At 52.6% G+C, this 22636-nt stretch carries 19 protein-coding genes and 1 tRNA gene; 15 read left to right on the forward strand and 5 right to left on the reverse strand.

From position 1 onward, the window contains the following. The first annotated feature begins 20 nt into the window (after positions 1 to 20). Genes nuoI through DHf2319_RS03865 form a run of 7 tightly spaced genes read left to right on the forward strand, consistent with a single transcriptional unit; the run spans position 21 to position 6823 of the window. The gene (gene nuoI / locus DHf2319_RS03835; RefSeq protein WP_243479473.1) at positions 21 to 509 is read left to right on the forward strand and encodes an NADH-quinone oxidoreductase subunit NuoI; all 489 of its coding nucleotides are present in this window, start codon (positions 21 to 23) and stop codon (positions 507 to 509) included. Positions 510 to 526: 17 nt separating this feature from the next. After that, on the forward strand, positions 527 to 1147 hold the full coding sequence (locus tag DHf2319_RS03840; protein ID WP_243479475.1) for an NADH-quinone oxidoreductase subunit J: 621 nt from the start codon (positions 527 to 529) through the stop codon (positions 1145 to 1147). Further along, entirely contained in the window at positions 1147 to 1455 is a 309-nt protein-coding gene (gene nuoK / locus DHf2319_RS03845) for an NADH-quinone oxidoreductase subunit NuoK (RefSeq protein WP_243479476.1), read from the forward strand. Before DHf2319_RS03840 ends, nuoK begins: the two co-directional genes overlap by 1 nt. Before the next feature lie 56 nt (positions 1456 to 1511). Next, the gene (gene nuoL / locus DHf2319_RS03850) at positions 1512 to 3515 is read left to right on the forward strand and encodes an NADH-quinone oxidoreductase subunit L (protein ID WP_243479477.1); all 2004 of its coding nucleotides are present in this window, start codon (positions 1512 to 1514) and stop codon (positions 3513 to 3515) included. Continuing rightward, positions 3512 to 5011 carry an NADH-quinone oxidoreductase subunit M gene (locus DHf2319_RS03855; RefSeq protein ID WP_243479478.1) on the forward strand — a complete coding sequence of 500 codons (1500 nt, stop codon included), beginning with the start codon at positions 3512 to 3514 and terminating at the stop codon, positions 5009 to 5011. Before nuoL ends, DHf2319_RS03855 begins: the two co-directional genes overlap by 4 nt. Before the next feature lie 6 nt (positions 5012 to 5017). Next, positions 5018 to 6496, forward strand: a complete 1479-nt coding sequence (gene nuoN, locus DHf2319_RS03860; RefSeq protein ID WP_243479479.1) for an NADH-quinone oxidoreductase subunit NuoN — start codon at positions 5018 to 5020, stop codon at positions 6494 to 6496. 21 nt (positions 6497 to 6517) lie between these two features. Next, complete coding sequence (locus DHf2319_RS03865; RefSeq protein WP_243479480.1) at positions 6518 to 6823, forward strand: DUF2818 family protein; 306 nt, start codon at positions 6518 to 6520, stop codon at positions 6821 to 6823. A gap of 28 nt (positions 6824 to 6851) precedes the next feature. On the opposite strand, the gene serB is transcribed toward DHf2319_RS03865, so the two are convergent. Both serB and mfd read right to left on the reverse strand, forming a co-directional pair. Beyond that, positions 6852 to 7712 carry a phosphoserine phosphatase SerB gene (gene serB / locus DHf2319_RS03870; RefSeq protein ID WP_243479481.1) on the reverse strand — a complete coding sequence of 287 codons (861 nt, stop codon included), beginning with the start codon at positions 7710 to 7712 and terminating at the stop codon, positions 6852 to 6854. 15 nt (positions 7713 to 7727) lie between these two features. Continuing rightward, positions 7728 to 11171 carry a transcription-repair coupling factor gene (mfd, locus tag DHf2319_RS03875; RefSeq protein WP_243479482.1) on the reverse strand — a complete coding sequence of 1148 codons (3444 nt, stop codon included), beginning with the start codon at positions 11169 to 11171 and terminating at the stop codon, positions 7728 to 7730. Between the two features lie 41 nt (positions 11172 to 11212). On the opposite strand from mfd, the gene ispD reads away from it, so the two are divergent. Both ispD and ispF read left to right on the forward strand, forming a co-directional pair. Then, entirely contained in the window at positions 11213 to 11929 is a 717-nt protein-coding gene (gene ispD / locus DHf2319_RS03880; RefSeq protein WP_243479484.1) for a 2-C-methyl-D-erythritol 4-phosphate cytidylyltransferase, read from the forward strand. After that, a complete protein-coding gene (ispF, locus tag DHf2319_RS03885) occupies positions 11926 to 12414 on the forward strand; it encodes a 2-C-methyl-D-erythritol 2,4-cyclodiphosphate synthase (protein ID WP_243479486.1) in 489 nt (162 codons plus the stop codon). The genes ispD and ispF overlap by 4 nt, the downstream gene beginning before the upstream one ends. A gap of 12 nt (positions 12415 to 12426) precedes the next feature. Here the strand turns inward: ispF and DHf2319_RS03890 are convergent, their stop codons facing one another. From DHf2319_RS03890 to DHf2319_RS03900, 3 genes are all read right to left on the reverse strand, one after another. Next, positions 12427 to 13827 carry an ATP-binding protein gene (locus tag DHf2319_RS03890; RefSeq protein ID WP_243479488.1) on the reverse strand — a complete coding sequence of 467 codons (1401 nt, stop codon included), beginning with the start codon at positions 13825 to 13827 and terminating at the stop codon, positions 12427 to 12429. Further along, positions 13799 to 14545 carry an osmolarity response regulator transcription factor OmpR gene (gene ompR, locus DHf2319_RS03895; RefSeq protein ID WP_243479493.1) on the reverse strand — a complete coding sequence of 249 codons (747 nt, stop codon included), beginning with the start codon at positions 14543 to 14545 and terminating at the stop codon, positions 13799 to 13801. The genes DHf2319_RS03890 and ompR overlap by 29 nt, the downstream gene beginning before the upstream one ends. A gap of 106 nt (positions 14546 to 14651) precedes the next feature. Beyond that, positions 14652 to 15284 (reverse strand): NAD(P)H-hydrate epimerase, encoded by a 633-nt coding sequence (locus tag DHf2319_RS03900; RefSeq protein WP_243479494.1) that lies wholly within the window; start codon positions 15282 to 15284, stop codon positions 14652 to 14654. A 119-nt stretch (positions 15285 to 15403) separates the two neighbouring features. On the opposite strand from DHf2319_RS03900, the gene ppc reads away from it, so the two are divergent. The 6 genes from ppc (at position 15404) to DHf2319_RS03930 (ending at position 22624) form a co-directional block, all read left to right on the forward strand. Then, positions 15404 to 18235, forward strand: coding sequence for a phosphoenolpyruvate carboxylase (ppc, locus tag DHf2319_RS03905; protein ID WP_243479495.1), 2832 nt, complete (start codon positions 15404 to 15406; stop codon positions 18233 to 18235). Positions 18236 to 18276: 41 nt separating this feature from the next. Beyond that, a tRNA-Arg gene (locus DHf2319_RS03910) sits at positions 18277 to 18353 on the forward strand. A gap of 191 nt (positions 18354 to 18544) precedes the next feature. Then, positions 18545 to 19636 (forward strand): ABC transporter permease, encoded by a 1092-nt coding sequence (locus tag DHf2319_RS03915; protein WP_243479496.1) that lies wholly within the window; start codon positions 18545 to 18547, stop codon positions 19634 to 19636. Between the two features lie 4 nt (positions 19637 to 19640). Continuing rightward, positions 19641 to 20570, forward strand: coding sequence for an ABC transporter permease (locus DHf2319_RS03920; protein ID WP_243479498.1), 930 nt, complete (start codon positions 19641 to 19643; stop codon positions 20568 to 20570). Continuing rightward, positions 20567 to 21655: a BMP family ABC transporter substrate-binding protein gene (locus DHf2319_RS03925; RefSeq protein ID WP_243479499.1), complete on the forward strand. Its 1089-nt coding sequence runs from the start codon at positions 20567 to 20569 to the stop codon at positions 21653 to 21655. Before DHf2319_RS03920 ends, DHf2319_RS03925 begins: the two co-directional genes overlap by 4 nt. 222 nt (positions 21656 to 21877) lie before the next feature. Continuing rightward, positions 21878 to 22624, forward strand: a complete 747-nt coding sequence (locus tag DHf2319_RS03930; protein WP_243479500.1) for an SDR family NAD(P)-dependent oxidoreductase — start codon at positions 21878 to 21880, stop codon at positions 22622 to 22624. The last annotated feature ends 12 nt before the right edge of the window (positions 22625 to 22636 follow it).

Below are 22636 nucleotides of genomic sequence, written 5' to 3' on the forward strand. Positions count from 1 at the left end.
CAAAGGCAAAGAGGCAAGCAATGGAAGCGATCAAAGATTTTTTTGGGAGTTTGATGCTCTTGGAGTTGTTAAAGGGCATGAAACTGACTGGGAAGTATTTTTTTAAGCGCAAGATTACTTTGCGTTACCCCTATGAGAAAACGCCGATGTCACCGCGTTTCCGTGGGCTGCACGCATTGCGTCGTTACCCCAACGGGGAAGAGCGTTGCATCGCCTGTAAGTTATGTGAAGCAGTCTGCCCCGCACTTGCTATCACGATTGAGTCCGCTGTTCGTGAAGACGGCACGCGTCGGACCACACGCTACGACATCGATCTGACCAAATGCATTTTCTGCGGCTTCTGTGAGGAAAGCTGTCCGGTGGATTCGATTGTGGAAACACATATTCATGAGTATCACGGTGAGAAACGCGGCGATCTGTACTTCACCAAGGATATGTTGTTGGCCGTTGGTGATCGTTACGAGACCGAAATTGCTCACAACCGTGCAGTCGATGCACCTTATCGTTAATGGACTGACACCCCGACATGAATTTCACAACTGTCCTTTTTTATATTCTTGCTGCTGTGCTCGTCGTGGCAGCAATTCGTGTAGTCACGGCTAAAAGCCCGATCACCGCAGCCCTGTTTCTGATTCTCGCGTTTGCCAATGCTTCGATGATTTGGATGCTCCTGGGTGCTGAGTTCCTATCGTTGCTGTTGGTGCTGGTTTATGTCGGTGCTGTGATGGTGTTGTTCCTGTTCGTGGTCATGATGCTTGATATCAAGTCAGAAATCATGCGCGAGGGAATGCGTCGTTACTTACCCCTCGGGTTGATCATCGGTCTGATCATGGTTGTAGAGATGTCGTTCGTGTTGATGCAGTCGTGGGGCGACATTGGACCAGCTGCCCAGATGAGTGATGATTACAACAACACACGTACGCTTGGTGAATTGATGTACACCCAGTATGTTTATGCAGTGGAAATCGGTGCAGTGATTCTGCTAGTTGGCATGATTGCAGCGATTTCGTTGACGCTTCGCCGACGCAAGGACGTGCGCTACAACAATCCAGGTGCGGCTGTGAGGGTTAAAGCCAAGGACCGTGTACGCTTGGTCGACCTAAAGCCCCAGGCACCTGTTAACGCCAAATCGGAAGAGAAGTCCTAATGGAACTGACCCTAACTCATTTTTTAGTGCTAGGTGCCATTCTCTTTGCGATTGGTGTGTTCGGCATCTTTTTGAATCGACGCAATTTGATTGTGTTGTTGATGTCCATCGAATTGATGCTACTGGCTGTCAACATGAATTTTGTTGCGTTCTCTACCTGGATGGGTGACGCGGCGGGCCAGGTATTTGTATTTTTTATTTTGACGGTGGCTGCTGCGGAAGCCGCGATTGGCCTGGCGATTCTGGTGTTGCTATTCCGTAATGTCAGCAGTATCAACGTTGACGATCTTGACCGCCTGAAGGGCTAACCGAAAGAGCTATAGACCCGATTAAATAAAGCGAAAAGCTTCAAAAGAACTCACTTATGTCTAGCGTACCTTCTATTTACCTCATCATTGCCTTGGCACCACTACTCGGTGCCGTGCTGGCGGGTCTGTTCGGCACGGGCTTTCTGGGTCGCCCCGTCAGTCGCTTCATGGCGCATCGAATCACGATTACACTGGTAGCCCTGTCCGCTGTCTTGTCGGCATACGTTCTATACGATGTGGTGCAAGGCAACACCTTTGAGGGCACCTGGTACGTCTGGAGCATGATCGGTGATATCAAGCTAGAAATTGGCTTTTTGATCGATCCACTCTCGGCGCTCATGATGGTGGTGGTAACGTCTGTTTCTCTCATGGTGCACATCTACAGTATCGGTTACATGGCCGATGATGATGGCTACGAGCGCTTTTTTGCCTACATCTCGCTTTTCACGTTTTCGATGTTGATGTTGGTGATGGCCAACAACATGCTGCAGTTGTTCTTTGGCTGGGAAGCGGTTGGCTTGGTCTCATATCTCTTGATTGGTTTCTACTTCAAGCGCGAGACGGCTATCTTTGCCAACATGAAGGCCTTTTTGATTAACCGAGTCGGTGACTTTGGTTTCGTGCTCGGTATCGGTCTATTGTTCGCGTATGCGGGCACCTTGAACTACGGCGAAGTGTTTGCCAAGGCTGACGAGCTCTCAACGCTTACCTTGCCTGGCACCGATTGGATGCTACTGACAGTTGCATGTATCTGTCTGTTTATTGGTGCCATGGGTAAATCGGCTCAGGTGCCTTTGCATTCGTGGCTGCCCGATTCAATGGAAGGCCCCACACCGATTTCAGCATTGATTCACGCTGCCACCATGGTGACAGCCGGTATCTTTATGGTGTCGCGCTTCTCGCCGTTATTTGAATTCTCGGATGTCGCTTTGTCACTGATGATTGTTGTTGGCGGCATCGGTGCTTTGTTCCTGGGCATCCTGGGTGTCGTGCAAAACGACATCAAGCGCGTGATTGCTTACTCCACACTCTCGCAGCTTGGCTACATGACGGTGGCACTTGGCGCGTCAGCCTACTCTGTGGCTATCTTCCACATGATGACCCACGCCTTCTTCAAGTCGCTATTATTCTTGGCGGCAGGCTCGGTGATCATGGCTGTGCATCACAACCAGGATATTCGCTATATGGGTGGATTGCGCAAATATATGCCGATCACATACATCACGTTCCTGCTAGGTGGGTTATCACTCTCAGCCTTCCCGTTCTTCTCAGGCTTCTACTCCAAAGAACACATCATTGAGGCCGCTGCGGCAGCGGGCATTTGGGGCGCAAACTTTGCCTATATCTGCGTGTTGCTAGGCGCATTCGTGACCGCACTTTACACATTCCGGGTGTTCTTTGTGGTGTTCCACGGCGATGAGCGCTATGACCAAGCACCGCATGATGATGAGCATGGCCATGATGAACACGCCCACGACGGCAAGCCTCATGAAACCCCTTGGGTTGTGACCCTGCCTCTGAGTCTGTTGGCTATCCCCTCCGTGATTGCCGGGGCGATATTCGTCAATCCGTTGTTGTTTGGTGACTTCTTCACCTACCTGAACTCAGTTCAACATACTGGTCATGACGCGATGCGTGCTATCGCATCGACCTGGCACGGTTGGCTGGCCTATGGTCTGCACGCATTTGTCACACTGCCGTTCTATCTGGCATTGGCTGGTGGTTTGACTGCCTGGTATTGCTATGTGGTCAATCCAAAAGCGCCAGCTGCAATTGCCAAGTCACTCTCGTTTCTCAAGCCGGTGCTCGACAACAAGTTTTACTTCGACTGGTTTAACGAACAGGTTATTGCGCGTGCTTCACGGTGGTTCGGCAACATGCTTTGGACCAAAGCTGACGAGGGCTTGATTGACGGCGGCATGGTCAACGGTTCAGCCAAGGTGGTTGCTGCTTTTGCGGCGATCAGCCGCAGGCTGCAGTCTGGTTATATCTATCACTATGCATTTGTCATGATCATTGGTCTGATGGGTCTTATTACTTTTATTTTGGTAACTAAATGATGGCAGGCGAAATAGCTTCTTCCCCAATTCCGTGGCTGACGCTTGCGATCTTTGTTCCAATCGTTGCCGGACTTATTTTGTTGGCAGTTGGTCGCGATGATCGGCCTGAGTTCACCCGTTCGCTGGCGTTAGCAGGTGCATTGGCGGGCTTGTTGGTCACCATTCCGCTCTACACCGGATTTGATTCAACGACGGCGGCGATGCAGTTTGTGGAGAAGGTTGAGTGGATTCGCGCGTTTCCGGTCTACTATCACCTCGGTATTGACGGAATCTCCTTATGGTTTGTGATTCTGACGGCGTTTATCACGCTGATCGTCGTGATTGCAGGTTGGCAGGTGATTACCTACCGTATCGCTCAATACATGGCAGCATTCCTCATCATGTCAGGCCTGATGGTGGGCGTGTTTGCCGCACTCGATGGGTTGCTGTTCTACATCTTCTTCGAGGCAACGCTGATCCCGATGTACATCATCATCGGTGTTTGGGGCGGTCCAAACCGTGTCTATGCTGCGTTCAAGTTCTTCCTCTACACGCTGCTTGGCTCACTGCTGACGCTAGTTGCGTTTATTTATCTGTGGCAAGCTTCAGGCACCTTCAACATTCTGTACTGGCATCAGCTGCCATTAACGCACCAGGAGCAGGTGTTGATTTTCTTGGCACTGCTAGCCGCCTTCGCAGTGAAAGTGCCGATGTGGCCAGTTCATACTTGGTTGCCTGATGCTCACCCCGAGGCGCCAACCGGTGGCTCGGTGGTTCTGGCTGCCATCATGCTGAAATTGGGTGCTTACGGCTTCTTGAGATTCTCCTTGCCGATCGCGCCCGATGCGTCGCACAGCTTGTCCGGGCTCATGATTGCTTTGTCACTGATCGCCGTGATCTACATCGGTTTCGTGGCGATGGTGCAAAAGGATATGAAAAAACTTGTGGCGTATTCCTCGATTGCGCACATGGGTTTTGTCACGCTCGGGTTCTTTATCTTCAACATGGCCGGTATCGAGGGTGGCATTGTTCAGATGGTGTCACACGGCTTTGTGTCGGGTGCCATGTTCCTGTGTATTGGCGTTTTGTATGACCGTATGCACACTCACGAGATCAAAGACTTTGGGGGTGTGATTAATCGCATGCCGAAGTTTGTGACGTTTTTCGTATTGTTCTCGATGGCTAATGCCGGTTTGCCAGGTACGAGCGGCTTCATCGGCGAATTCATGGTGATCCTCGGTGCAGTTCAGTACGACTTTGTGATCGGCTTGTTGGCAGCCACCGCCTTGATTTTGGGTGCCGCCTACTCCCTGTGGATGGTTAAGCGAGTAGCGTTTGGCCCAGTCGCAAACGAAGAGGTGAACAAGTTGACCGATATCACGGGTCGTGAGTTTTTAATCCTGGGTGTGATGGCTGTGTTGGTGCTTTACATGGGCATTCACCCTAAACCATTTACTGATGTGATGCATGTCTCGGTTCAGGCCTTGCTTGATCACGTTGCTATTTCGAAACTCTAAGCCGCCATGATGGAATCTCAATTTAACTTCGTCCTTGTTCTGCCAGAGATCGTCTTGCTGGTGGCGGCCATGGCCATACTGTTAATCGATGCGTTTTCCAAGGATCCGCGTCGCACGCTTGCATACGCCTTGTCCAATGCAACACTTGTTCTCGTGTTTGCCGTGTCTGCTTGGCAGTGGATGAACGGTGTGGCTGGTACAGGCTTCTACAGTATGGTGGTGGTTGACAACCTCTCCCATTTCTTGAAGCTGGTGTCATATGTGGCGGTATTCGCGACCTTGGTATATGGTCGGGAGTATATCCAAACCCGTGATATGTTGCGCGGTGGCGAGTTTTACGTGCTGGTGCTACTTGCCCTGCTCGGTCAGATGGTGATGATCTCAGCTGGTAACCTGATGGCCATTTACCTGGGGTTGGAACTGATGTCGCTGGCTATGTATGCACTTGTGGCGTTACGACGCGACCATGAGCGCTCGACCGAAGCTGCTATGAAGTATTTTGTATTGGGCTCGCTCGCATCTGGTTTCCTGTTGTATGGCATGTCCATGGTTTATGGTGCAACCGGTTCGCTGGATCTGGCAGTCATCGGTACTCGTGTTGAGTCCGGTGGCATGGAAATGGCACTGGTATTTGGCCTGGTGTTTCTGGTCGCAGGCTTGGCCTTCAAGCTTGGTGCCGTGCCATTCCATATGTGGGTACCCGATGTCTATTCTGGTGCGCCAACCGCTGTCACTCTGGTGTTGGCGGCTGCGCCCAAGCTGGCTGCGTTTGCTATCACATTACGGCTATTGGTCTCTGGTCTCGGTGATCTAACGATCAATTGGCAACCCATGCTGATCATTCTGGCGGTGTTGTCTCTCGTGGTCGGTAATTTGACCGCGATCATGCAGTCGAACTTCAAGCGCATGTTGGCTTACTCAACGATTGCGCATATGGGTTTTGTTTTGCTTGGGCTTGCCTCTGGTTCTACTGAAGGGTCTGCTCAAGTTAATGCGAGTGCCTATGGTTCATCACTTTTTTACATGGTGACCTATGTCTTGACTACGCTCGGTAGCTTCGGCGTCATCATGTTGATGTCACGAGAAGGATTCGAGTGCGAAACCATAGAAGACTTAAAAGGGCTTAATCGGAAAAGTCCGCTCCTGGCAGGCGTATTGTTGGTAATCATGTTCTCGTTAGCGGGCATTCCGCCGCTAGTCGGGTTTTATGCCAAATTGATGGTGCTCCAAGCGGTTATTCAGTCTGGCCTGGTGTGGCTGGCGGTGGTGGCCGTCATTTTCTCCTTGATCGGAGCGTTCTACTATCTTCGGGTCGTCAAGGTGGTGTACTTCGATGAACCACCTCCCGAGCAGGCGGTGATTCATGGTGTTACGACCATCCCAGCATCGATGCTGACTGTCAATGTTGCCCTGATACTTTTCTTGGGTATTTTGCCGGGCGGCTTGATGGATATGTGTATCAACGCTATTCTGACATCGTTTTAAAGTCGTCTCAGAGGGTCGAGCGTGGTTAGTCAGAGCGTTGCTGTTTGGATTTTGATTGCATTGGCGGTGGCTGCCGCTAACCTGCCGTTTGTCTCGGAGCGTGTGTTGGCGCTCATGCCTATTAAAGCTTGGGTTAAAAAGCCGGCTTGGGCTTTGATTACCGAGTTGCTTGGCCTGTTTGTCGTGATCGGTCTGGTGGGCTACGCCTTCGAGACCGCGCTCGTTAATCCCTTCCCACGGGGCTGGGAGTTCTACGTCACTGCGCTTTGCATCTTCCTAGTGTTGGCCTTTCCCGGGTTTGTCTACCGCTATTTATTGAAGAAGTAAGTCCCGGTCGCGTTAACGAGACAGAAGTCTAGGGCTGTGCGAACCAGTTCAACACCGCATCAAGCGGGCTATGATTCAACGCAAATCGGGCTTGCGCCTGCACCACTGGCTTTGCCCGATACGCGACGGCATAGTGGGCGCTCGCCAACATCTTCAGATCATTGGCGCCATCGCCAATCGCAATGATTTGTTCGGGCTTTGCGCTTAGCTGTCTAGCCAGATCCGCTAACAGATCAGCCTTACCCTGTGCATCGATGATAGGGCCAGTCACTCGCCCAGTAAGCTTGCCTTGGCTATCCGTCTCAAGCACATTGGCGTGAGCTGCATCAAGATTTAGACGCTCTTTTAAGCGATTGGTGAAAAAGGTAAAGCCACCAGAGACCAGCATGGTTGTGATGCCAGCTTGTTGAGCCGTGCGGATCAGGTTTTCTGCACCAGGATTAAGCTCTAGGCGTTCTTCATAAACGCGTTCTAGCACGGATTGGTCAAGGCCCTCGAGGTAACCAACACGCAGACGCAGGCTGTCGGCAAACTCGGTGATTTCGCCACGCATGGATCGCTCAGTGATTGAGGCAACTTCGGCCTTTAAGCCTGCAAACGCTGCGATCTCGTCAATGCATTCAATGTTGATCAAGGTCGAGTCCATATCCATGACCAAAATCTTGCAGTCTGCCAGCTTTGCCTGCGCATCTACAAATGCGATGTCGGCTTTTTTCTCTGTCGCCCAACCGACTATCAGTTCCGATATGTCCTCACTTTGTGTGACGTCAAGTAGTCGTGCGGCTGACTTACTGAGCCACTGTACGCCGTTGGCCTCGACTAGCGCGGCCGCCTGATCAATCAAGGAAAGGTCTAGGGCAGGGGACTGAACGATCAGGTTGGTGGTCATGTTGAGTTTCCAGATTCAGTGCATTTGTTTGAGCAATGAGCGTACAGCATCTGTGCGTTGCTTGATATCGGTGGCTTTGATGTCGGCCCGTATTTTGTCGGGTCCAGAGAAACGAATGTTTTTCTGCTTCTGTACGAGGTCGATGAGTTTAAGTGGATCAACCGGGGTGTTGTCTTTGAATTGGATGAGTGTTTGAGTATCGCTTGCATCAATCTTTTGAATACCAAGCGTCATCGCATCAATACGCAATCGATGGGTAGAGATCAACGCTTGGGCAGCATCAGGTAATTTGCCAAATCGGTCGATCAGCTCTTCCTGAATTCGGATCAAGTCATCTATGTCGTTCGTGTTTGATAGCCGCTTATATATGCCCAAGCGCGCGTTGATATCGGGGCAGTAATCATCAGGCAAAAGTGCTGGCACGTGGAGGTTGACCTCACAACCTGGGCTAAACGGTGCGTCTAGGTCGGGTTCCTCCCCAGCTTTGAGTGCTCTGACAGCTTCTGACAGCATATCGTTGTACATCGAGAATCCGACTTCCTGAATGTTGCCAGATTGAGATTCTCCGAGTACTTCACCGGTTCCTCGGATCTCAAGATCATGCATCGCCAGAAAGAAGCCAGAGCCAAGTTCTTCCATTGCTTGAATCGCTTCGAGTCGTTTCTTGGCTTGTTTGGTCATGGCATCTTCGCCGGGAGTAAGCAAATACGAATATGCCTGGTGGTGCGAACGACCAACGCGGCCGCGCAACTGGTGCAGTTGGGCGAGCCCAAACTTATCAGCCCGGTGGATGATAATGGTGTTGGCCGTTGGCACATCAATGCCAGTTTCAATAATGGTTGTACACAGCAAAACGTTGTAACGTTGCTGGTAGAAGCCTTTCATCACTTGTTCGAGCTCACGCTCACCCATCTGGCCGTGAGCCACGGCGATACGGGCCTCGGGGACGAGCTCTAGCAACCGCTCTTTACGAGTTTCGATCGTCTGTACTTCATTGTGCAGGAAGTAGGCCTGGCCGCCACGCTTAAGCTCTCTTAGTAATGCTTCACGGATCGTGCTGTTGTCTTCGCGGCGTACGAAGGTTTTAATCGCCAGGCGTTTTTGTGGGGCGGTGGCAATCACCGAGAAGTCGCGAATACCCTCTAGCGACATACCGAGCGTTCGAGGGATTGGCGTGGCAGTTAGTGTCAACACATCGACTTCAGCACGCAGAGCTTTGAGTGCCTCTTTCTGACGCACGCCAAAGCGATGCTCTTCATCGATGATCACCAAGCCTAATTGCTTGAACTTCACATCCGTGGACAGCACTTTGTGGGTGCCGATCACAATGTCAACGCTACCGGTAGCGATACCTTCTATGGCTGTCTTGATTTCCTTGGGAGACCGAAATCTGGACATTTCAACGACTTTCACAGGCCAGTCAGCAAAGCGGTCGGTAAACGTCTGGGCATGCTGTTCCGCCAACAGGGTGGTTGGGCACAGCAAAGCGACCTGTTGCCCGTTGCTAACCGCCACAAAAGCCGCCCTTAATGCTACTTCTGTCTTTCCAAAGCCCACGTCACCGCATACCAGGCGATCCATGGGTTTCTCGCAGACCATGTCCGCTACCACAGCCTCGATGGCTGCCGCTTGGTCCACTGTCTCTTCAAAGCCAAACCCTTCAGCAAACAGTTCGTAGTCCCCCGGAGGCAATTTAAATGCGTGTCCCTGCCGGGCAGCGCGCTTGGCGTACAGGTCGAGCAGTTCGGCTGCAGTGTCACGTACTTGTCTGGCGGCTTTCTTGCGAGCCTTGTCCCACTGACCAGACCCCAATTGATGTAGTGGAGCAGTCTCAGGGTCAGCGCCGCTGTAGCGGGCGATGACATGCAATTGTGAGACAGGAACGTAAAGTTTGGTGGCGTTGGCGTACTCCAGGTGAAGAAACTCAGTTTGACCTTCACCCAAGTCCATGCTGATGAGCCCATGGTAGCGACCCACGCCGTGCTCCACGTGCACGACTGCATCTCCCTCCCGTAACTCTGCCAAGTCCCGGACCATGGCGTTGACGTCGCTCGCCCGTCCACGGTCGCGGTTGGCCCGTCGGGTTGAGCTGGCATGTCCGGGGTAAAGGTCGTTTTCTGTGAGGAGAATCAGTTGATCGGTGAGCGATACAAACCCACCGTCAAATGGGGCTACGAGTACACCGAACCGGGCATCGCCTTGCAGGAAGTCCTGTAACGACTCAAGTGGCGTGTCTGGACGAATATTGTGTTCAGCCAGCATTTCGACAATCGTCTCACGCCTGCCATGAGAGTCGGTGCACAGCGCAATGCGTTCATTGTCCGAGCTTGCCAGTACGGCGCGAAGCGACTGCAGTGGATCTTCAGCACGGCGGTTCACGGCTGCGTCTGGAGGCGGCAGGAACAGGGGGTTTACCGGGGACTCAACGAGGGCTAGACGGGCAAGTGGCTGTAATTGCTTAAACAGCATGTCGCTTTGCATGAAGAGATCTTCAGGCGCTAACACGGGTCGCTCGCGATCGCTCTTCAGAAACTGATAGCGTGATTGGGTGTCATCCCAGAAGCGGCGCATGGCATCTTCAAGGTCGCCATGTGTCACACACAGACAGTCCTGGGGCAGGTAGTCAAATAGTGTTGCTGTTTCATCAAAAAATAGTGGTAGGTAATACTCAACCCCCGCAAACGGGATGCCATTGCCAATGTCGCGGTAGGGCAGTGCGCGCGAAGGATCGCCTTCAAATACTTCACGGAACTTAGCCCGAAAATGGTTGCGCGCCGCCTCGTCCATGGGGAACTCGCGGCCAGGCAGCAATTGGATTTCCGGTACTGGATATAGACTGCGTTGTGTGTCGACATCAAAGGTCTTGATGGACTCAATTTCATCGTCAAACAAATCAATGCGATAGGGCAACACCGAGCCCATTGGAAACAGGTCAATTAATCCGCCGCGAATGCAGAATTCACCAGGCGCACTGACTTGGGTGACGTGGGTGTAGTTTGCGAGAACTAATTGGTCACGCAAGGCCGCTTCATTCAGTTTATCTTTTTGCTTAAAAGAAAACGTGTAGGCAGCTAAGAAGCTTGGCGGACAGACACGGTATTGGGCAGTGGTTACCGGTACCGTAAGCACATCGACCTCACCTTGCATCAGCGCATGCAGGGTGCGCAAGCGCTCAGATACCAGATCTTCGTGCGGTGAGAAGGCGTCATAGGGTAATGTTTCCCAGTCTGGCAACATACGTACTCGTAGGCTAGGCGCTATCTGTGAAATTTCGCTGGCCAATCGCTGAGCTTGTAGCGGCAAGGCGGTCAGTATCACGAGTGGCTTGCCGGCTTCTAATCCAAGACCAGCTAAGAGCCACGCATCGCCGGATCCGGGCGGGCACGGATACGCCACGCGTTGCCCGGGTTTGAGGCTCGCTAGCAGGGATTGGAGGTCAGGATTGGCTAGGGTGGTCATGCGATTTACCGCAGATTAAAGGGTGATTATAAAATCGCTGGATGAATGATGCTCGCACCCTCCCAATTCATGGCCTCGTCCCTGCCGGTGGCGTGGGCACTCGCGCCCAGACACCAGGGGTTCAAACGCCCAAACAGTATCGGTCCATTAAGGGTCAGACGATGCTGTCGTGGTCGGTGCGAGCGCTGTTAGCGGATCGGCGCGTGGCGAATGTGGTGGTAGGTGTTCAGCTAGAAGACTCATTGGCCAGGCAATGCTTGTCTGATCTGAGTGGTGTCAAGGTATTGCCCACCGGTGGCGCGAGTCGTGCATTGACAGTTTTACAGACGTTGGAGCACAGTGGGTTCGATGACAATGACTGGGTGTTGGTACATGATGCAGCACGTCCGGGTTTGCCACAAGATAATTTGTCCGCCTTGATCGATGCCTGCTTGAGAGAGCAGCGCGGTGGTTTATTGGCCATGCCAGCAGCCGATACCGTTAAGCTGGCGAATACCGGCCAGTCATCTGGCGGTATTGTCGAGGTAGGCAAGACGCTTGATCGTCAAACCATCTGGCTTGCCCAGACACCGCAGATGTTCAGGGCTGGTCAGCTGCGTGATGCGTTAAGCCGTGCACTTGCCGCCGATGTAGAAGTAACCGATGAGGCCAGTGCCATGGAGTGGGCAGGCTACAAACCGTTGCTAATTAATGGCTCGGCTCGCAATCTTAAGGTGACATTGCCAGAAGATTTTGAATGGATACGGGGGATGCTATGAGTCAAGTGCCGTTTCGGGTGGGGCAAGGATTTGATGTGCATGCATTGGAGCTTGGCGGGCCCTTGGTTCTTGGTGGTGTGACGATCGATCATACGCATCACCTGAAAGGCCATTCCGATGCCGATGCGTTGCTGCATGCCATTACCGATGCGATTTTAGGTGCAGCAGCCCTTGGTGACATCGGACGCCTATTCCCTGACAATGATCCAAAGTTTGCCGGTATCGACAGTCGAGTGCTGTTACGCGAGGCTTACGGCCGCGTTAAGGCAGCCGGCTGGCACGTGGTTAATGTCGATGCCACAGTTCATGCACAGGTACCTAAGATCGCCCCGCACGCGCCAGCCATGGTTACAAATATTGCCGCGGACTTGGACTTGAGCGCAGATGCTGTAAACATCAAAGGTAAAACCAACGAGGGCCTCGGTTTTTTAGGGCGTCGAGAGGGCATAGCTGTCACTGCTGTGGTACTGATTGAACGCAGCTAAGATTCGCTTTTGCTAGGTATTTCGTTTCGCGTTCGAAGCAAGCCCTCGGTGACCAGCCTTGCTATGCCGTGGTCGTTTTACGCGCGGTAAGTCCATACGTGCGATCAGGCCGCCTGCTTCACGAGGCAGCAGACGTAGCCGTCCGCCTGCTCGTGCGAGTAATCGTTCCACAATCGCTAGGCCTAAGCCAGAACCTGCACCCCCAGTTCGAGCCGCCTCTCCCCGAGAGAAGGGTCTGAGCAAGCGCTCGACATCCTCGCTAGCAATGCCAGGGCCCCGATCGCGCACATCGATGTAGAGCCTGTCGCCACGTGAATGCACCACCACGTCGATAGTCACTGTGCCGAGGGTCGATTTTCCGTATCGTCTGGCGTTTTCCACCAGGTTGGTGAGGCAACGACTGAAATCTTCCCGATCTATGACACAGTAGGCTGAGGTGCGGGCTCGGTATTGCAATATGTCCGAAGTATTCAGCAGCGTCGGTTGTGCCTGACGGATGACATCCTGAATCACGTCTAGCAGATTTACTGGCCTTTTAGGCAATTCACTTGGTGGTTTGGCGTATTGCAACAACTGACCGATTGTTTGATCAATCTGTGACAGGTCTTGATCGATGGCTTTTCTTTGTTCATCGGACATGGCGCTCATTTCTACTTCGAGTCGCATGCGCGCCAGTGGTGTGCGTAGGTCGTGTGAAATACCGGCCAACATCAGATTACGATCAGTCTCGGCTTGTCGCAATTCCGAGACCATTCGATTAAAGCTAGCATTTAAATCTCGGATTTCTTGCGGCCCCGTCTCTGGTAAAGGATCTGGCGTTTGACCTTGAGACATTTGTTGCGCGGCGCGCGAAAGTCTTGAAAGAGGGCTGTTTAAATAACCGACGGCGACTGCAGCGCCCACCATTGAGAGCAGGGCAGCAGCCGCGATCCAGCTAACCCATTCAGGAGCAGTGCTTAAACTGATGGGTTGCACTTGAATGCCGAGCCATTGTTGGTTTGACAGTTGTACCCACACTCGGCCATTGAATGGCTCGGTGGCTGTTAACTGAATGTCATTGCCTAGCTTGGTTTGTACTAGCGCAGTCACAGTGCGCCAGTCAGCGTCTTGCGGCAAGGCGACGAGTTTTTGGGCTTGTGATGGCGTTAAAAGCTCCAGATCTGTTTGAGTGTCGATCGTATGAAGCAGGGGTTGCTTCAGATCGGCAGGGACTGCTAAACGAGTTGCTTCGACCAGCTGCACCGCGCGTACGATTTGGTCCGCGATTTGTGCTGCTCGAGGTTCGCGTTCAAGTGTCCAGAACACATGAAGCCAAGCTGCCAGGCTCGCTAGCATGAGCAAAGCCAGCAATAAAAATGTGCGGGTAAATAACCCCAGCTTGAACTCAGTGTTGACCATCGGGGACAAATACATAGCCGACCCCCCACACCGTCTGAATGTAGATCGGCTTGGAAGGATTGGGCTCGATTAGTTTGCGCAGTCGCGAAATTTGGACATCCAGGCTACGGTCGAAGGCTTCGTATTCGCGGCCACGTGCGAGTTCCATTAAACGGTCCCGCGAAAGTGGCTCATTCGGATGTCGGGCAAAGACCTTGAGCATCGCAAACTCAGCGGTGGTAATGTCCATCTTTTTACCGTTGCAAGAGAGTGTACGGTTTGAGAGGCTTAGTTCATACGGCCCAAACATTAAAACCTCTGGCGCCCGGCTTGGTCCCGCTGGGTGTTCTTGTGTTTGGCTGCGACGCAGTACCGCGTTGATTCTTGAGAGCAATTCACGCGGGTTAAAGGGCTTGGCTACATAATCGTCAGCCCCGAGATCGAGCCCCATGATGCGACTGCTGTCTTCAACTTTTGCGGTGAGCAAAATAATGGGAATCTTGTCGCCGGCGCTGCGCAGTCGTCTGCAGATACTCATGCCGTCTTCACCCGGCATCATTACATCGAGTACGATGAGATCGACAGAGGTCTGGCGTTTGAGTTCAGTCATGGCTTTACCATCGGCCGCAACTGACACTCTGAAGCCTTGCTCGGTGAGATAGCGTTGCAAGAGGTCGCGCAACCGCTCATCGTCGTCAACCACCAAGATGTGTCGTATCGAGGATTTTGGTGTGGTGAGGTCGGATTGTGTCATGTCAAAGCGTTTTGTCTATGTGTTGAATCATCGAGCTGTTTAAATAGTGGATTAATCCGAACGATCAATGTCTCGATGCAGTGTAGCGCGAGGTACGCGCGCCCCGTCATTGCTTGACATCAAGGCCTAGATCTTCCACAAAGCGCTCACCAAAAAATTTTCGGCTGGTTTCCAAACCGCTTGCAAGACTGGGCGTAATAAATGACAGAGTCCAGGTGGCCTGAATCGGGCTGCCAAGAACTCTGCCGGTATCAGCCTCAATACCTGATGGGATATCTAGGGCGAGCACTGGTGAGTGCCAAGCGTTAATTGTTGCAATCACGTTTGTCCACGGCTTATCCAAGGCTCGAGACAGTCCAATGCCAAACAGTCCATCTATGACTGCCGCTGGCTGATCGGAGGGAAGGTGTGCAACCACTGTGCCACCGGTGACCAACCATTGCATGAGTGCTTGTTTGGCGTCTGAGGGTGCGTTTGGAGCAGCCTCTGGCATGACCACGGTGAGTGTGTGTCCAAGCCTTTGCAGTTCGGTGGCAGCGACCAAAGCATCGCCACCATTATTACCAGGACCTACTAGCACGACAATGTGGCTAGACGACTTGAGTCGGTCATGCAAAAACTTGGCGGCGCAGGTGCCGGCCCGCTGCATCAGTGGCAGGCCTTGTTCGAGCCCTTGCTGCTCGAGTATCCGAATCGTCGCAGTGGGCAAAGCAGTCACAAGGTTGGCAGACTTGATCATGGTGCAATTTGGTGCATGGCGATTGAGGTTTTGTCAGTTGTACGACAGCTTTTGTTTGTTGTCACGCATGGCACCTCTTAACCGATAGAATGATGTCTTAACTTAGTCAAGGTTTAGCTATGGCAACACAACGCATTCGGCCCGAAGAGCAGCCATTGGTTGATGATATTCGTTTGCTTGGCCGGCTTCTCGGTGAAGTGATTCGTGAACAGGAAGGCAAGAAAGCGTTTGATTTGATTGAACGCATTCGGCAATTGTCGGTGACCTTTCGGCGTCACGATGATGATGCTGCTGACAAGACGCTAAAGCGCACGCTGCGTCAGCTAACCGATGATCAGGCAGTCAGCGTAATTCGGGCTTTCACTTATTTCAGTCATTTAGCCAATTTGGCCGAGGATCGGCATTACGTTCGACGCAGACTATTTCATGAGCGTGCCGGTCATCGACAAAAAGGCAGTCTTGCGCTTGCATTCGAACGTTTGTCTGAAGCAGGCATCAAGCGGGGACAATTAGCCAAGATACTGGCGCGCAGCCATGTGTCACCAGTGTTGACCGCACACCCGACTGAGGTGCAACGCAAGAGTATTCTCGATGCCGAGCGCGCGATTGCCAAACTCCTGGAGGTGCGCGACCAAATCCGGGGGCGTGCAATTGACGTGCTGCAAAAGCAAGAACTTGAAGATAACGAACGACATATCAAGGCTCGAATTGTGCAATTGTGGCAAACCCGATTGTTGCGATTCACCAAGCTGACGGTCTCCGATGAAATTGAAAACTCTCTGAGCTATTACGAATCCACATTTCTTTCTGAAATACCGCGTCTTTACAAACAATTGGAGCGTCAATTGGGGTTGACTGACGTTCCTTCATTTTTGCGGATGGGACAGTGGATAGGGGGTGACCGGGATGGCAATCCCAATGTGAATGCAGACACCTTGCGTGAAGCCCTGCGTCGTCAATCGGAGGTGGCTGTGCGCCACCATCTGCGCGCGTTACATTACCTAGGTGCCGAGCTCTCGATGTCGGCTATGCTCGTGCCCGTGGGATCAGCCATGCAAGCATTGGCGGATCGATCGCCGGATCAGAACGTGCACCGTACCGATGAGCCCTATCGCCGCGCGTTGACGGGCATGTACGCCCGTCTGGCAGCCACGCTGACGGCTTTAACTGGGCAAGAGGCTGCCCGTCACGCCATCGCCCCGCAAAACCCCTATCTCAGTCCGAACGAATTATTGTCCGATCTGCGAGTCATTCGCGACTCGCTGATAGCCAACAATGGCGACGTCCTGGCAAAAGAACGTCTTGAGGATCTGATCCGGGCTGTTGATGTGTTTGGCTTTCATCTGGCGACGGTGGATCTGCGTCAAAGTTCAGATCAACATGAGTTGGTGGTTGCTGAGTTATTGCGTATTGCTGGCGTGTGTCCAGATTATCTAGCTCTTCAGGAGAGTGATCGCACTGATCTTCTGGTTCAAGTGTTATCGCAGTCCAGGCCGTTGCGAGTGCCGGGTGCGCGCTACAGTGAACTGGCAGACAAGGAGTTGGCGGTGTTTGAAGCTGCCAGAGAGGTTCGTATTCGGTTTGGTCAACAGGCTGTGCGTCAGTACATTATCAGCCATACCGAGACCGTGAGTGATTTGCTTGAAGTCTACCTGCTGCAAAAAGAAACCGGCTTGATGAATGGGCCGCTCGGGGGGTGTGCAAATGGTGATAGTTCTGCACCCACCCAGGCGGCGCTGATTGTGGTTCCCTTGTTTGAAACGATTGCTGACCTGCAGCGCGCCCCAGTCATCATGCGCGATTTTTTCGCACTTACGCATATGCTCGATCTCCTATGCGCCAGTGGTGGTGAACAGGAAATCATGTTGGGCTATTCCGACAGCAACAAGGACGGCGGGATATTTACGAGCACTTGGGAGTTGTATCGAGCTGAGCTCGCCTTGGTGGAAGTATTTGAGTCGCTGGGTAAAAAACAGAAACTTACGATGCGACTATTTCATGGTCGTGGTGGCACCGTGGGTCGCGGAGGCGGTCCAAGCTACGAGGCCATATTGGCCCAGCCGCCTGGAACCGTGGGTGGACAGATTCGCCTGACCGAGCAAGGAGAGGTCATCGGGTCAAAGTATGCCAACCCCGACATTGGTCGTCGCAATCTTGAGACATTGGTGGCTGCGACCCTTGAAGCAACGCTGCTGCAAACTCAGGATCAAACCCCTTCGGCTTATTTGGCTGCTGCGCAAAGGTTGTCAGACGATAGTTTCGCGGCATATCAGGCGCTCGTTTACGACACGCCTGAGTTTGCACCTTACTTTTTTGAGGCGACGCCGATTCGGGAAATTGCCCAGTTAAATATTGGCTCCAGGCCAGCAGCTCGGCCCAAACAGGGAGGTGGTGCGCCGAAGATCCAGGATTTGCGAGCGATTCCTTGGGGCTTTAGCTGGGGGCAATGTCGCTTGACCCTGCCAGGTTGGCTGGGGTTTGGTGCAGCGGTGGAGGCGTTTTTACGGGATCCGCCTCAAGCAATGAAGCAAAAGCAGGCTTTGGCGCTGCTACGGGAAATGTACGCGCAGTGGCCTTTCTTTAGGGCGATTTTGTCGAATATGGATATGGTCATCGCTAAAAGTGATCTGGCCATCGCAAGTCGCTATGCCAGCCTGGTATCAGATCGCAAGGTACGTCAAAAGGTGTTTGATGCGATCACCGCTCGCTGGCATAGCACCCGAGAGGCACTTGATCTCATCACGCAGCAAAAGTCTCGCTTGGCTAACAACCCTGCATTGGCCCGTTCGATTCGACATCGTTTCCCTTACATCGACCCATTGCATCACTTGCAGGTCGAGTTAATTCGCCGGTTTCGGGAAAAACCACTCGATCAGGCTAGTGAGCGGGGTAAGCGCGGGATTCATATTTCAATTAACGGGATTGCTGCGGGGTTGCGCAATACTGGCTAGGCGAATTAGCCGGCAGAAGGTGCTATAATTCGATTCCTTTAGCGCCCGTAGCTCAGTTGGATAGAGTACTTGGCTACGAACCAAGGGGTCGTGGGTTCGAATCCTGCCGGGCGCGCCAGTATGTCGGGGCCGATCGTTTGATCGGCCCTTTTCGTATGTGGCGTTGAGTCCTGCACTTATACAGTGCATCAACAGGCCGCTGTTTCTTGCTCGCACTTGTATTGGCGGTGCTAGCATACGGGGTTTTAAAACGGTGTTGCGCATCATGACAGCTAGTCATGCCAAACACTTACTGTCGCGGTGGTTCGGATGATCCGGCTCGAGCCACGCCCAGCGCCTAGTGCGACCATGCGGGTGGCCACTCCCGTGGTTGCTATCGTCCTGACGATTTTGACAGGTTTATTAATTTTTGCGCTCTTGGGTAAGGATCCTGTGCGCGGTTTCGCGGTGTTTTTTGTTAACCCGCTCAAAACCACCTATGGTATTTCAGAGTGGCTCTTAAAAGCCACGCCCTTGGCCTTATGTGCTGCGGGCTTGGCAGTTGGCTTTCGCGCTAGCGTTTGGAATATTGGTGCTGAAGGGCAGTTCATGCTCGGTGCTATCGGCGCCACACTGGTTGCGCTCTATGCGGGTTCAATGCCAGTTGTGACGCTGGTTTTGATGATCTTGGCTGGAATCGCGGCTGGGGCGCTATGGGCTGCCATTCCCGCTTTCCTCAGGACCCACTTTAACGCTAGCGAGATCTTGGTGTCGTTGATGCTGGTTTATGTGGCGGAGCTGCTGGTGTCTTGGTTGGTATTCGGCCCTTTGCGTGACCCGATGGGTTTTAATTTTCCGCAAACTGTCATGTTTGAGCCAGCCGCTTTGTTACCTATCCTCGTGCCAGGCACCCGCTTGAACCTCGTGCTTGGGTTCGTCGTATTGGTGCTGTTAGCCACCTATGTGCTGGTTTTTAAAACTCACCTCGGCTTTAAGATGCGGGTGGCTGGTGAGTCTCCAAACGCTGCGCGCTACGCTGGTATTTCTGCCAAGACCATGGTGTGGTTGGGTCTTTTAATTGGTGGTGCCTGTGCGGGTTTAGCGGGCATGGCTGAAGTGGCCGGTCCCATGGGTCAGCTGACTGACAAAGTCGGCAGTGGTTATGGCTTTGCCGCGATTATTGTGGCTTTTGTTGGTCGGTTGCACCCGTTGGGCATTGCCTTGGCATCATTGTTGATGGCATTGTTCTTCATTGGGGGTGAGCAGTCTCAACAATACTTGGGATTGCCTGGTTCAATTTCGATGGTGTTCCAGGGGTTACTGCTTTTTTATTTGCTGGCAACGGATGTGCTGATTGGGTACCGGCTTAGGCTTGGTCGAGATGCCCACGTGACCAACGCTGTTAAGGCAAAGGCGGGATAGGGCCATGGACTTGTTGACCTCTATCTTGTTTGCTACGGTGGTTGCCGGCACGCCCCTGTTGCTCGTCGCGCTAGGTGAACTCATCTGCGAGAAATCGGGGATGCTCAATCTTGGCGCCGAGGGCATGATGTCGATTGGTGCGGTCGCAGCATTTGTTGCTGCGTTTACCTTTGAGTCTACGTTGATGGGTGTGGCCAGTGGCTTGGTGGCTGGTGCGCTCCTGAGTCTGGTGTTTGCATTTATTACGGTGCACTTGATGGCCAATCAGGTGGCCACAGGGCTCGCAGTGGCTATATTTGGCGTAGGCTTAGCCGCATTTTTGGGTAAGCCTTTTGAGGCTAAAGTGTTGCCTTCGATCAAACCCACTGAAATCCCTTTCCTGTCCGATTTGCCGTTGGTTGGCCCGGTGTTATTTGGGCAGCAGTGGATTGTGTATGCGACCTGGGTGATATTTGCAGTCGTTGTTTGGTTTCTCGCAAAAACCCGTGGCGGTCTGGTACTGAAGGCGGTTGGTGAGTCGCCCGATGCAGCCAATGCCGTAGGCATTGATGTGGTCAAGGTTCGCTATTTGGCTATTTTGTTTGGAGGTGCCATGGCGGGCTTGGGTGGTGCGTTTTTATCTCTGTTCCATACACCGATGTGGGCTGAAGGCATGGTCGCTGGTAAAGGCTGGATTGCCCTGGCATTGGTGGTTTTTGCGACTTGGCTGCCCTGGAGAGTCCTATTGGGTGCCTACTTGTTCGGTGGCGTCATGATTTCCCAGTTGTTTGTGCAGTCTTCCCCCATCCCGGTCAAGATTCCTGCTCAATTTCTATCGGCACTGCCGTATATTGCAACTATCGTGGTGTTGGTCCTGATCTCTCGCAATGTCAAGATGATCAGGTTGAACTCTCCGGCTTCCCTTGGTAAACCCTTTCAAAAGGAACGCGCATGAAAAATCGTCGCATGTTGTTTCAGGCTGGTTTGGCTTCACTGGCGTTGACCGCTGCTGGCTATCTGTCGATAGCCCAGGCGCAAGATCCATTAAAAGTTGGTTTTGTCTATGTCAGTCCAATTGGTGATGCTGGCTGGACCTACCAACATGACCTTGGCCGTAAAGAGATGGAGCAGGCTCTCGGTGATAAGGTCACCACTTCATTTGTGGAAAGCGTCTCGGAAGGCGCTGATGCCGAACGTGTGATTCGCGAAATGGCGGCTAGTGGTCACGATCTGATTTTTGCGACGAGTTTTGGGTATATGAACTATGTCGATCGCGTGGCCAAGCAATTCCCCAACGTCAAGTTCATGCATGCCACGGGCTATAAGAGCGGCCCCAATTTCCACAACTACAACGCTCGTTTTTACGAGGGGCGTTACCTCACCGGTGTGGTTGCTGGCGAAATGACCAAGAGCGATGTATTGGGTTACATCGCGGCATTCCCGATTCCCGAAGTGCTTCAAGGCATTAACGCCTTCACCTTGGGGGCACAAAGCGTCAATCCTGATATAGAAGTGCGCGTCATCTGGGTCAACAGCTGGTATGACCCCGGTAAAGAACGTGAGGCTGCGTTGGCATTGATCGCCCAAGGTGCGGATGTCATCACCCATCACACTGATTCGACTGCCGCAGTGCAAGCTGCGCAAGAAAAAGGTGTGTACGCGGTTGGCTACCACTCGGACATGTCCAAGTATGGCAAAGATGCCCACCTGACTGCTGCTACCCATCACTGGGGTGACTATTACACGCTCGCAGCTCAGAAAGCCCTGAATGAAAACGGTATGGCTGAGTCAATTTGGGGCGGGATCAAGGACGGTTTCATTGACCTTGCTCCGATCAACCCGGTAGTGCCTCAGGCCACTCAAGACAAGGTTGCTCAGTTAAAGCAGCAGATTAAAGAAGGCAGCTTCCATCCATTCACTGGTCCGGTTGTTGCTCAAGACGGCAAGGAAGTCTTACCAGCTGGTCAGACCATGAGTGATCAGGCCTTGGGTCAAATGAACTATTACGTAAAGGGCGTAAGCTCGAAAATGCCGAATTAAGCTTGCGCACTTACAGCGCTCGTTAGCTGTTCGGATAAAACACAAAGCCCCGCCTAGGCGGGGCTTTGTGTTTCAAGCGCCACAATGATTGCAGATAACAGCCTGTCTATCTGGCCATGCTTGATCTGACGATGTGCTTGATCACAGTCTTGATTTCAATCAAGTAATGCGATGGCGCTTTGGTGGTACGGTTCAATCATTAGACTGTTAAGGGGATAAGTCATGTCGGCCATTAGTCTGTCAGATTCAGTCGTACTCATAACCGGAGGCGCTCGTGGCATCGGCGCGGCAACCGCAAAATGCTTGGTTAACTCAGGTGCCAAGGTTGTTATAGCCGATGTGCTTGACGATGAGGGTAAGGCACTGGCTGCCTCGCTTGGCGAGAAGTCAAGCTATTGTCATCTCGACGTCACACAAGTCTCCCAATGGCAGTCGGTAGTGGCACACTGCTTGGCCACGTTTGGAAAAATCAACGGGCTATTCAACAATGCTGGTATCGCTTCGTTTAACAGTATTGAGACCGAGACACCTGACGGGTTTGAGCGGGTGATGAGCATTAACCTTTTAGGCGTATTTCTCGGTATACAGGCTGTGATTGAGCCGATGAAGCAAACCGGTGGGGGCGTGATTATCAATATGTCTTCGACGGCCGGTTTGCAAGGCTATGCTGGCTTGTCAGCCTACGTGGCTAGTAAATGGGGTGTCAGGGGTTTGACCAAGGCAGTGGCACTTGACTTGGCGCCTTATGGTATTCGGGTGCTATCGATTCATCCTGGTCCAATACGCACACCAATGACTGCTCAAATGCCGGAAGCCGCCGTGGCAGCCCAACCGATTGCGCGATTCGGTGAGCCCGATGAGGTGGCTGCGATGGTCAAATTCATGATGGCCGAGGCTTCGTTTAGCACGGGTAGCGAATTTGTGGTTGATGGCGGTGCGGTGACAGGGCAGGTGTTGGCGCTGAAGTAATCATTTAAGTTG

The sequence above is a fragment of the Orrella daihaiensis genome (genome assembly GCF_022811525.1).
Lineage (GTDB): Bacteria > Pseudomonadota > Gammaproteobacteria > Burkholderiales > Burkholderiaceae_B > Algicoccus > Algicoccus daihaiensis.

What these genes read in the sequence shown, in the direction of transcription:
- nuoI (WP_243479473.1), top strand. Translation starts at nt 21, where the DNA reads ATGGAAGCGATCAAAGATTTTTTTGGGAGTTTGATGCTCTTGGAGTTG.
- DHf2319_RS03840 (WP_243479475.1), top strand. Translation starts at nt 527, where the DNA reads ATGAATTTCACAACTGTCCTTTTTTATATTCTTGCTGCTGTGCTCGTC.
- nuoK (WP_243479476.1), top strand. Translation starts at nt 1,147, where the DNA reads ATGGAACTGACCCTAACTCATTTTTTAGTGCTAGGTGCCATTCTCTTT.
- nuoL (WP_243479477.1), top strand. Translation starts at nt 1,512, where the DNA reads ATGTCTAGCGTACCTTCTATTTACCTCATCATTGCCTTGGCACCACTA.
- DHf2319_RS03855 (WP_243479478.1), top strand. Translation starts at nt 3,512, where the DNA reads ATGATGGCAGGCGAAATAGCTTCTTCCCCAATTCCGTGGCTGACGCTT.
- nuoN (WP_243479479.1), top strand. Translation starts at nt 5,018, where the DNA reads ATGATGGAATCTCAATTTAACTTCGTCCTTGTTCTGCCAGAGATCGTC.
- serB (WP_243479481.1), bottom strand. Translation starts at nt 7,712, where the DNA reads ATGACCACCAACCTGATCGTTCAGTCCCCTGCCCTAGACCTTTCCTTG.
- mfd (WP_243479482.1), bottom strand. Translation starts at nt 11,171, where the DNA reads ATGACCACCCTAGCCAATCCTGACCTCCAATCCCTGCTAGCGAGCCTC.
- ispD (WP_243479484.1), top strand. Translation starts at nt 11,213, where the DNA reads ATGAATGATGCTCGCACCCTCCCAATTCATGGCCTCGTCCCTGCCGGT.
- ispF (WP_243479486.1), top strand. Translation starts at nt 11,926, where the DNA reads ATGAGTCAAGTGCCGTTTCGGGTGGGGCAAGGATTTGATGTGCATGCA.
- DHf2319_RS03890 (WP_243479488.1), bottom strand. Translation starts at nt 13,827, where the DNA reads ATGTATTTGTCCCCGATGGTCAACACTGAGTTCAAGCTGGGGTTATTT.
- ompR (WP_243479493.1), bottom strand. Translation starts at nt 14,545, where the DNA reads ATGACACAATCCGACCTCACCACACCAAAATCCTCGATACGACACATC.
- DHf2319_RS03900 (WP_243479494.1), bottom strand. Translation starts at nt 15,284, where the DNA reads ATGATCAAGTCTGCCAACCTTGTGACTGCTTTGCCCACTGCGACGATT.
- ppc (WP_243479495.1), top strand. Translation starts at nt 15,404, where the DNA reads ATGGCAACACAACGCATTCGGCCCGAAGAGCAGCCATTGGTTGATGAT.
- DHf2319_RS03915 (WP_243479496.1), top strand. Translation starts at nt 18,545, where the DNA reads ATGATCCGGCTCGAGCCACGCCCAGCGCCTAGTGCGACCATGCGGGTG.
- DHf2319_RS03920 (WP_243479498.1), top strand. Translation starts at nt 19,641, where the DNA reads ATGGACTTGTTGACCTCTATCTTGTTTGCTACGGTGGTTGCCGGCACG.
- DHf2319_RS03925 (WP_243479499.1), top strand. Translation starts at nt 20,567, where the DNA reads ATGAAAAATCGTCGCATGTTGTTTCAGGCTGGTTTGGCTTCACTGGCG.
- DHf2319_RS03930 (WP_243479500.1), top strand. Translation starts at nt 21,878, where the DNA reads ATGTCGGCCATTAGTCTGTCAGATTCAGTCGTACTCATAACCGGAGGC.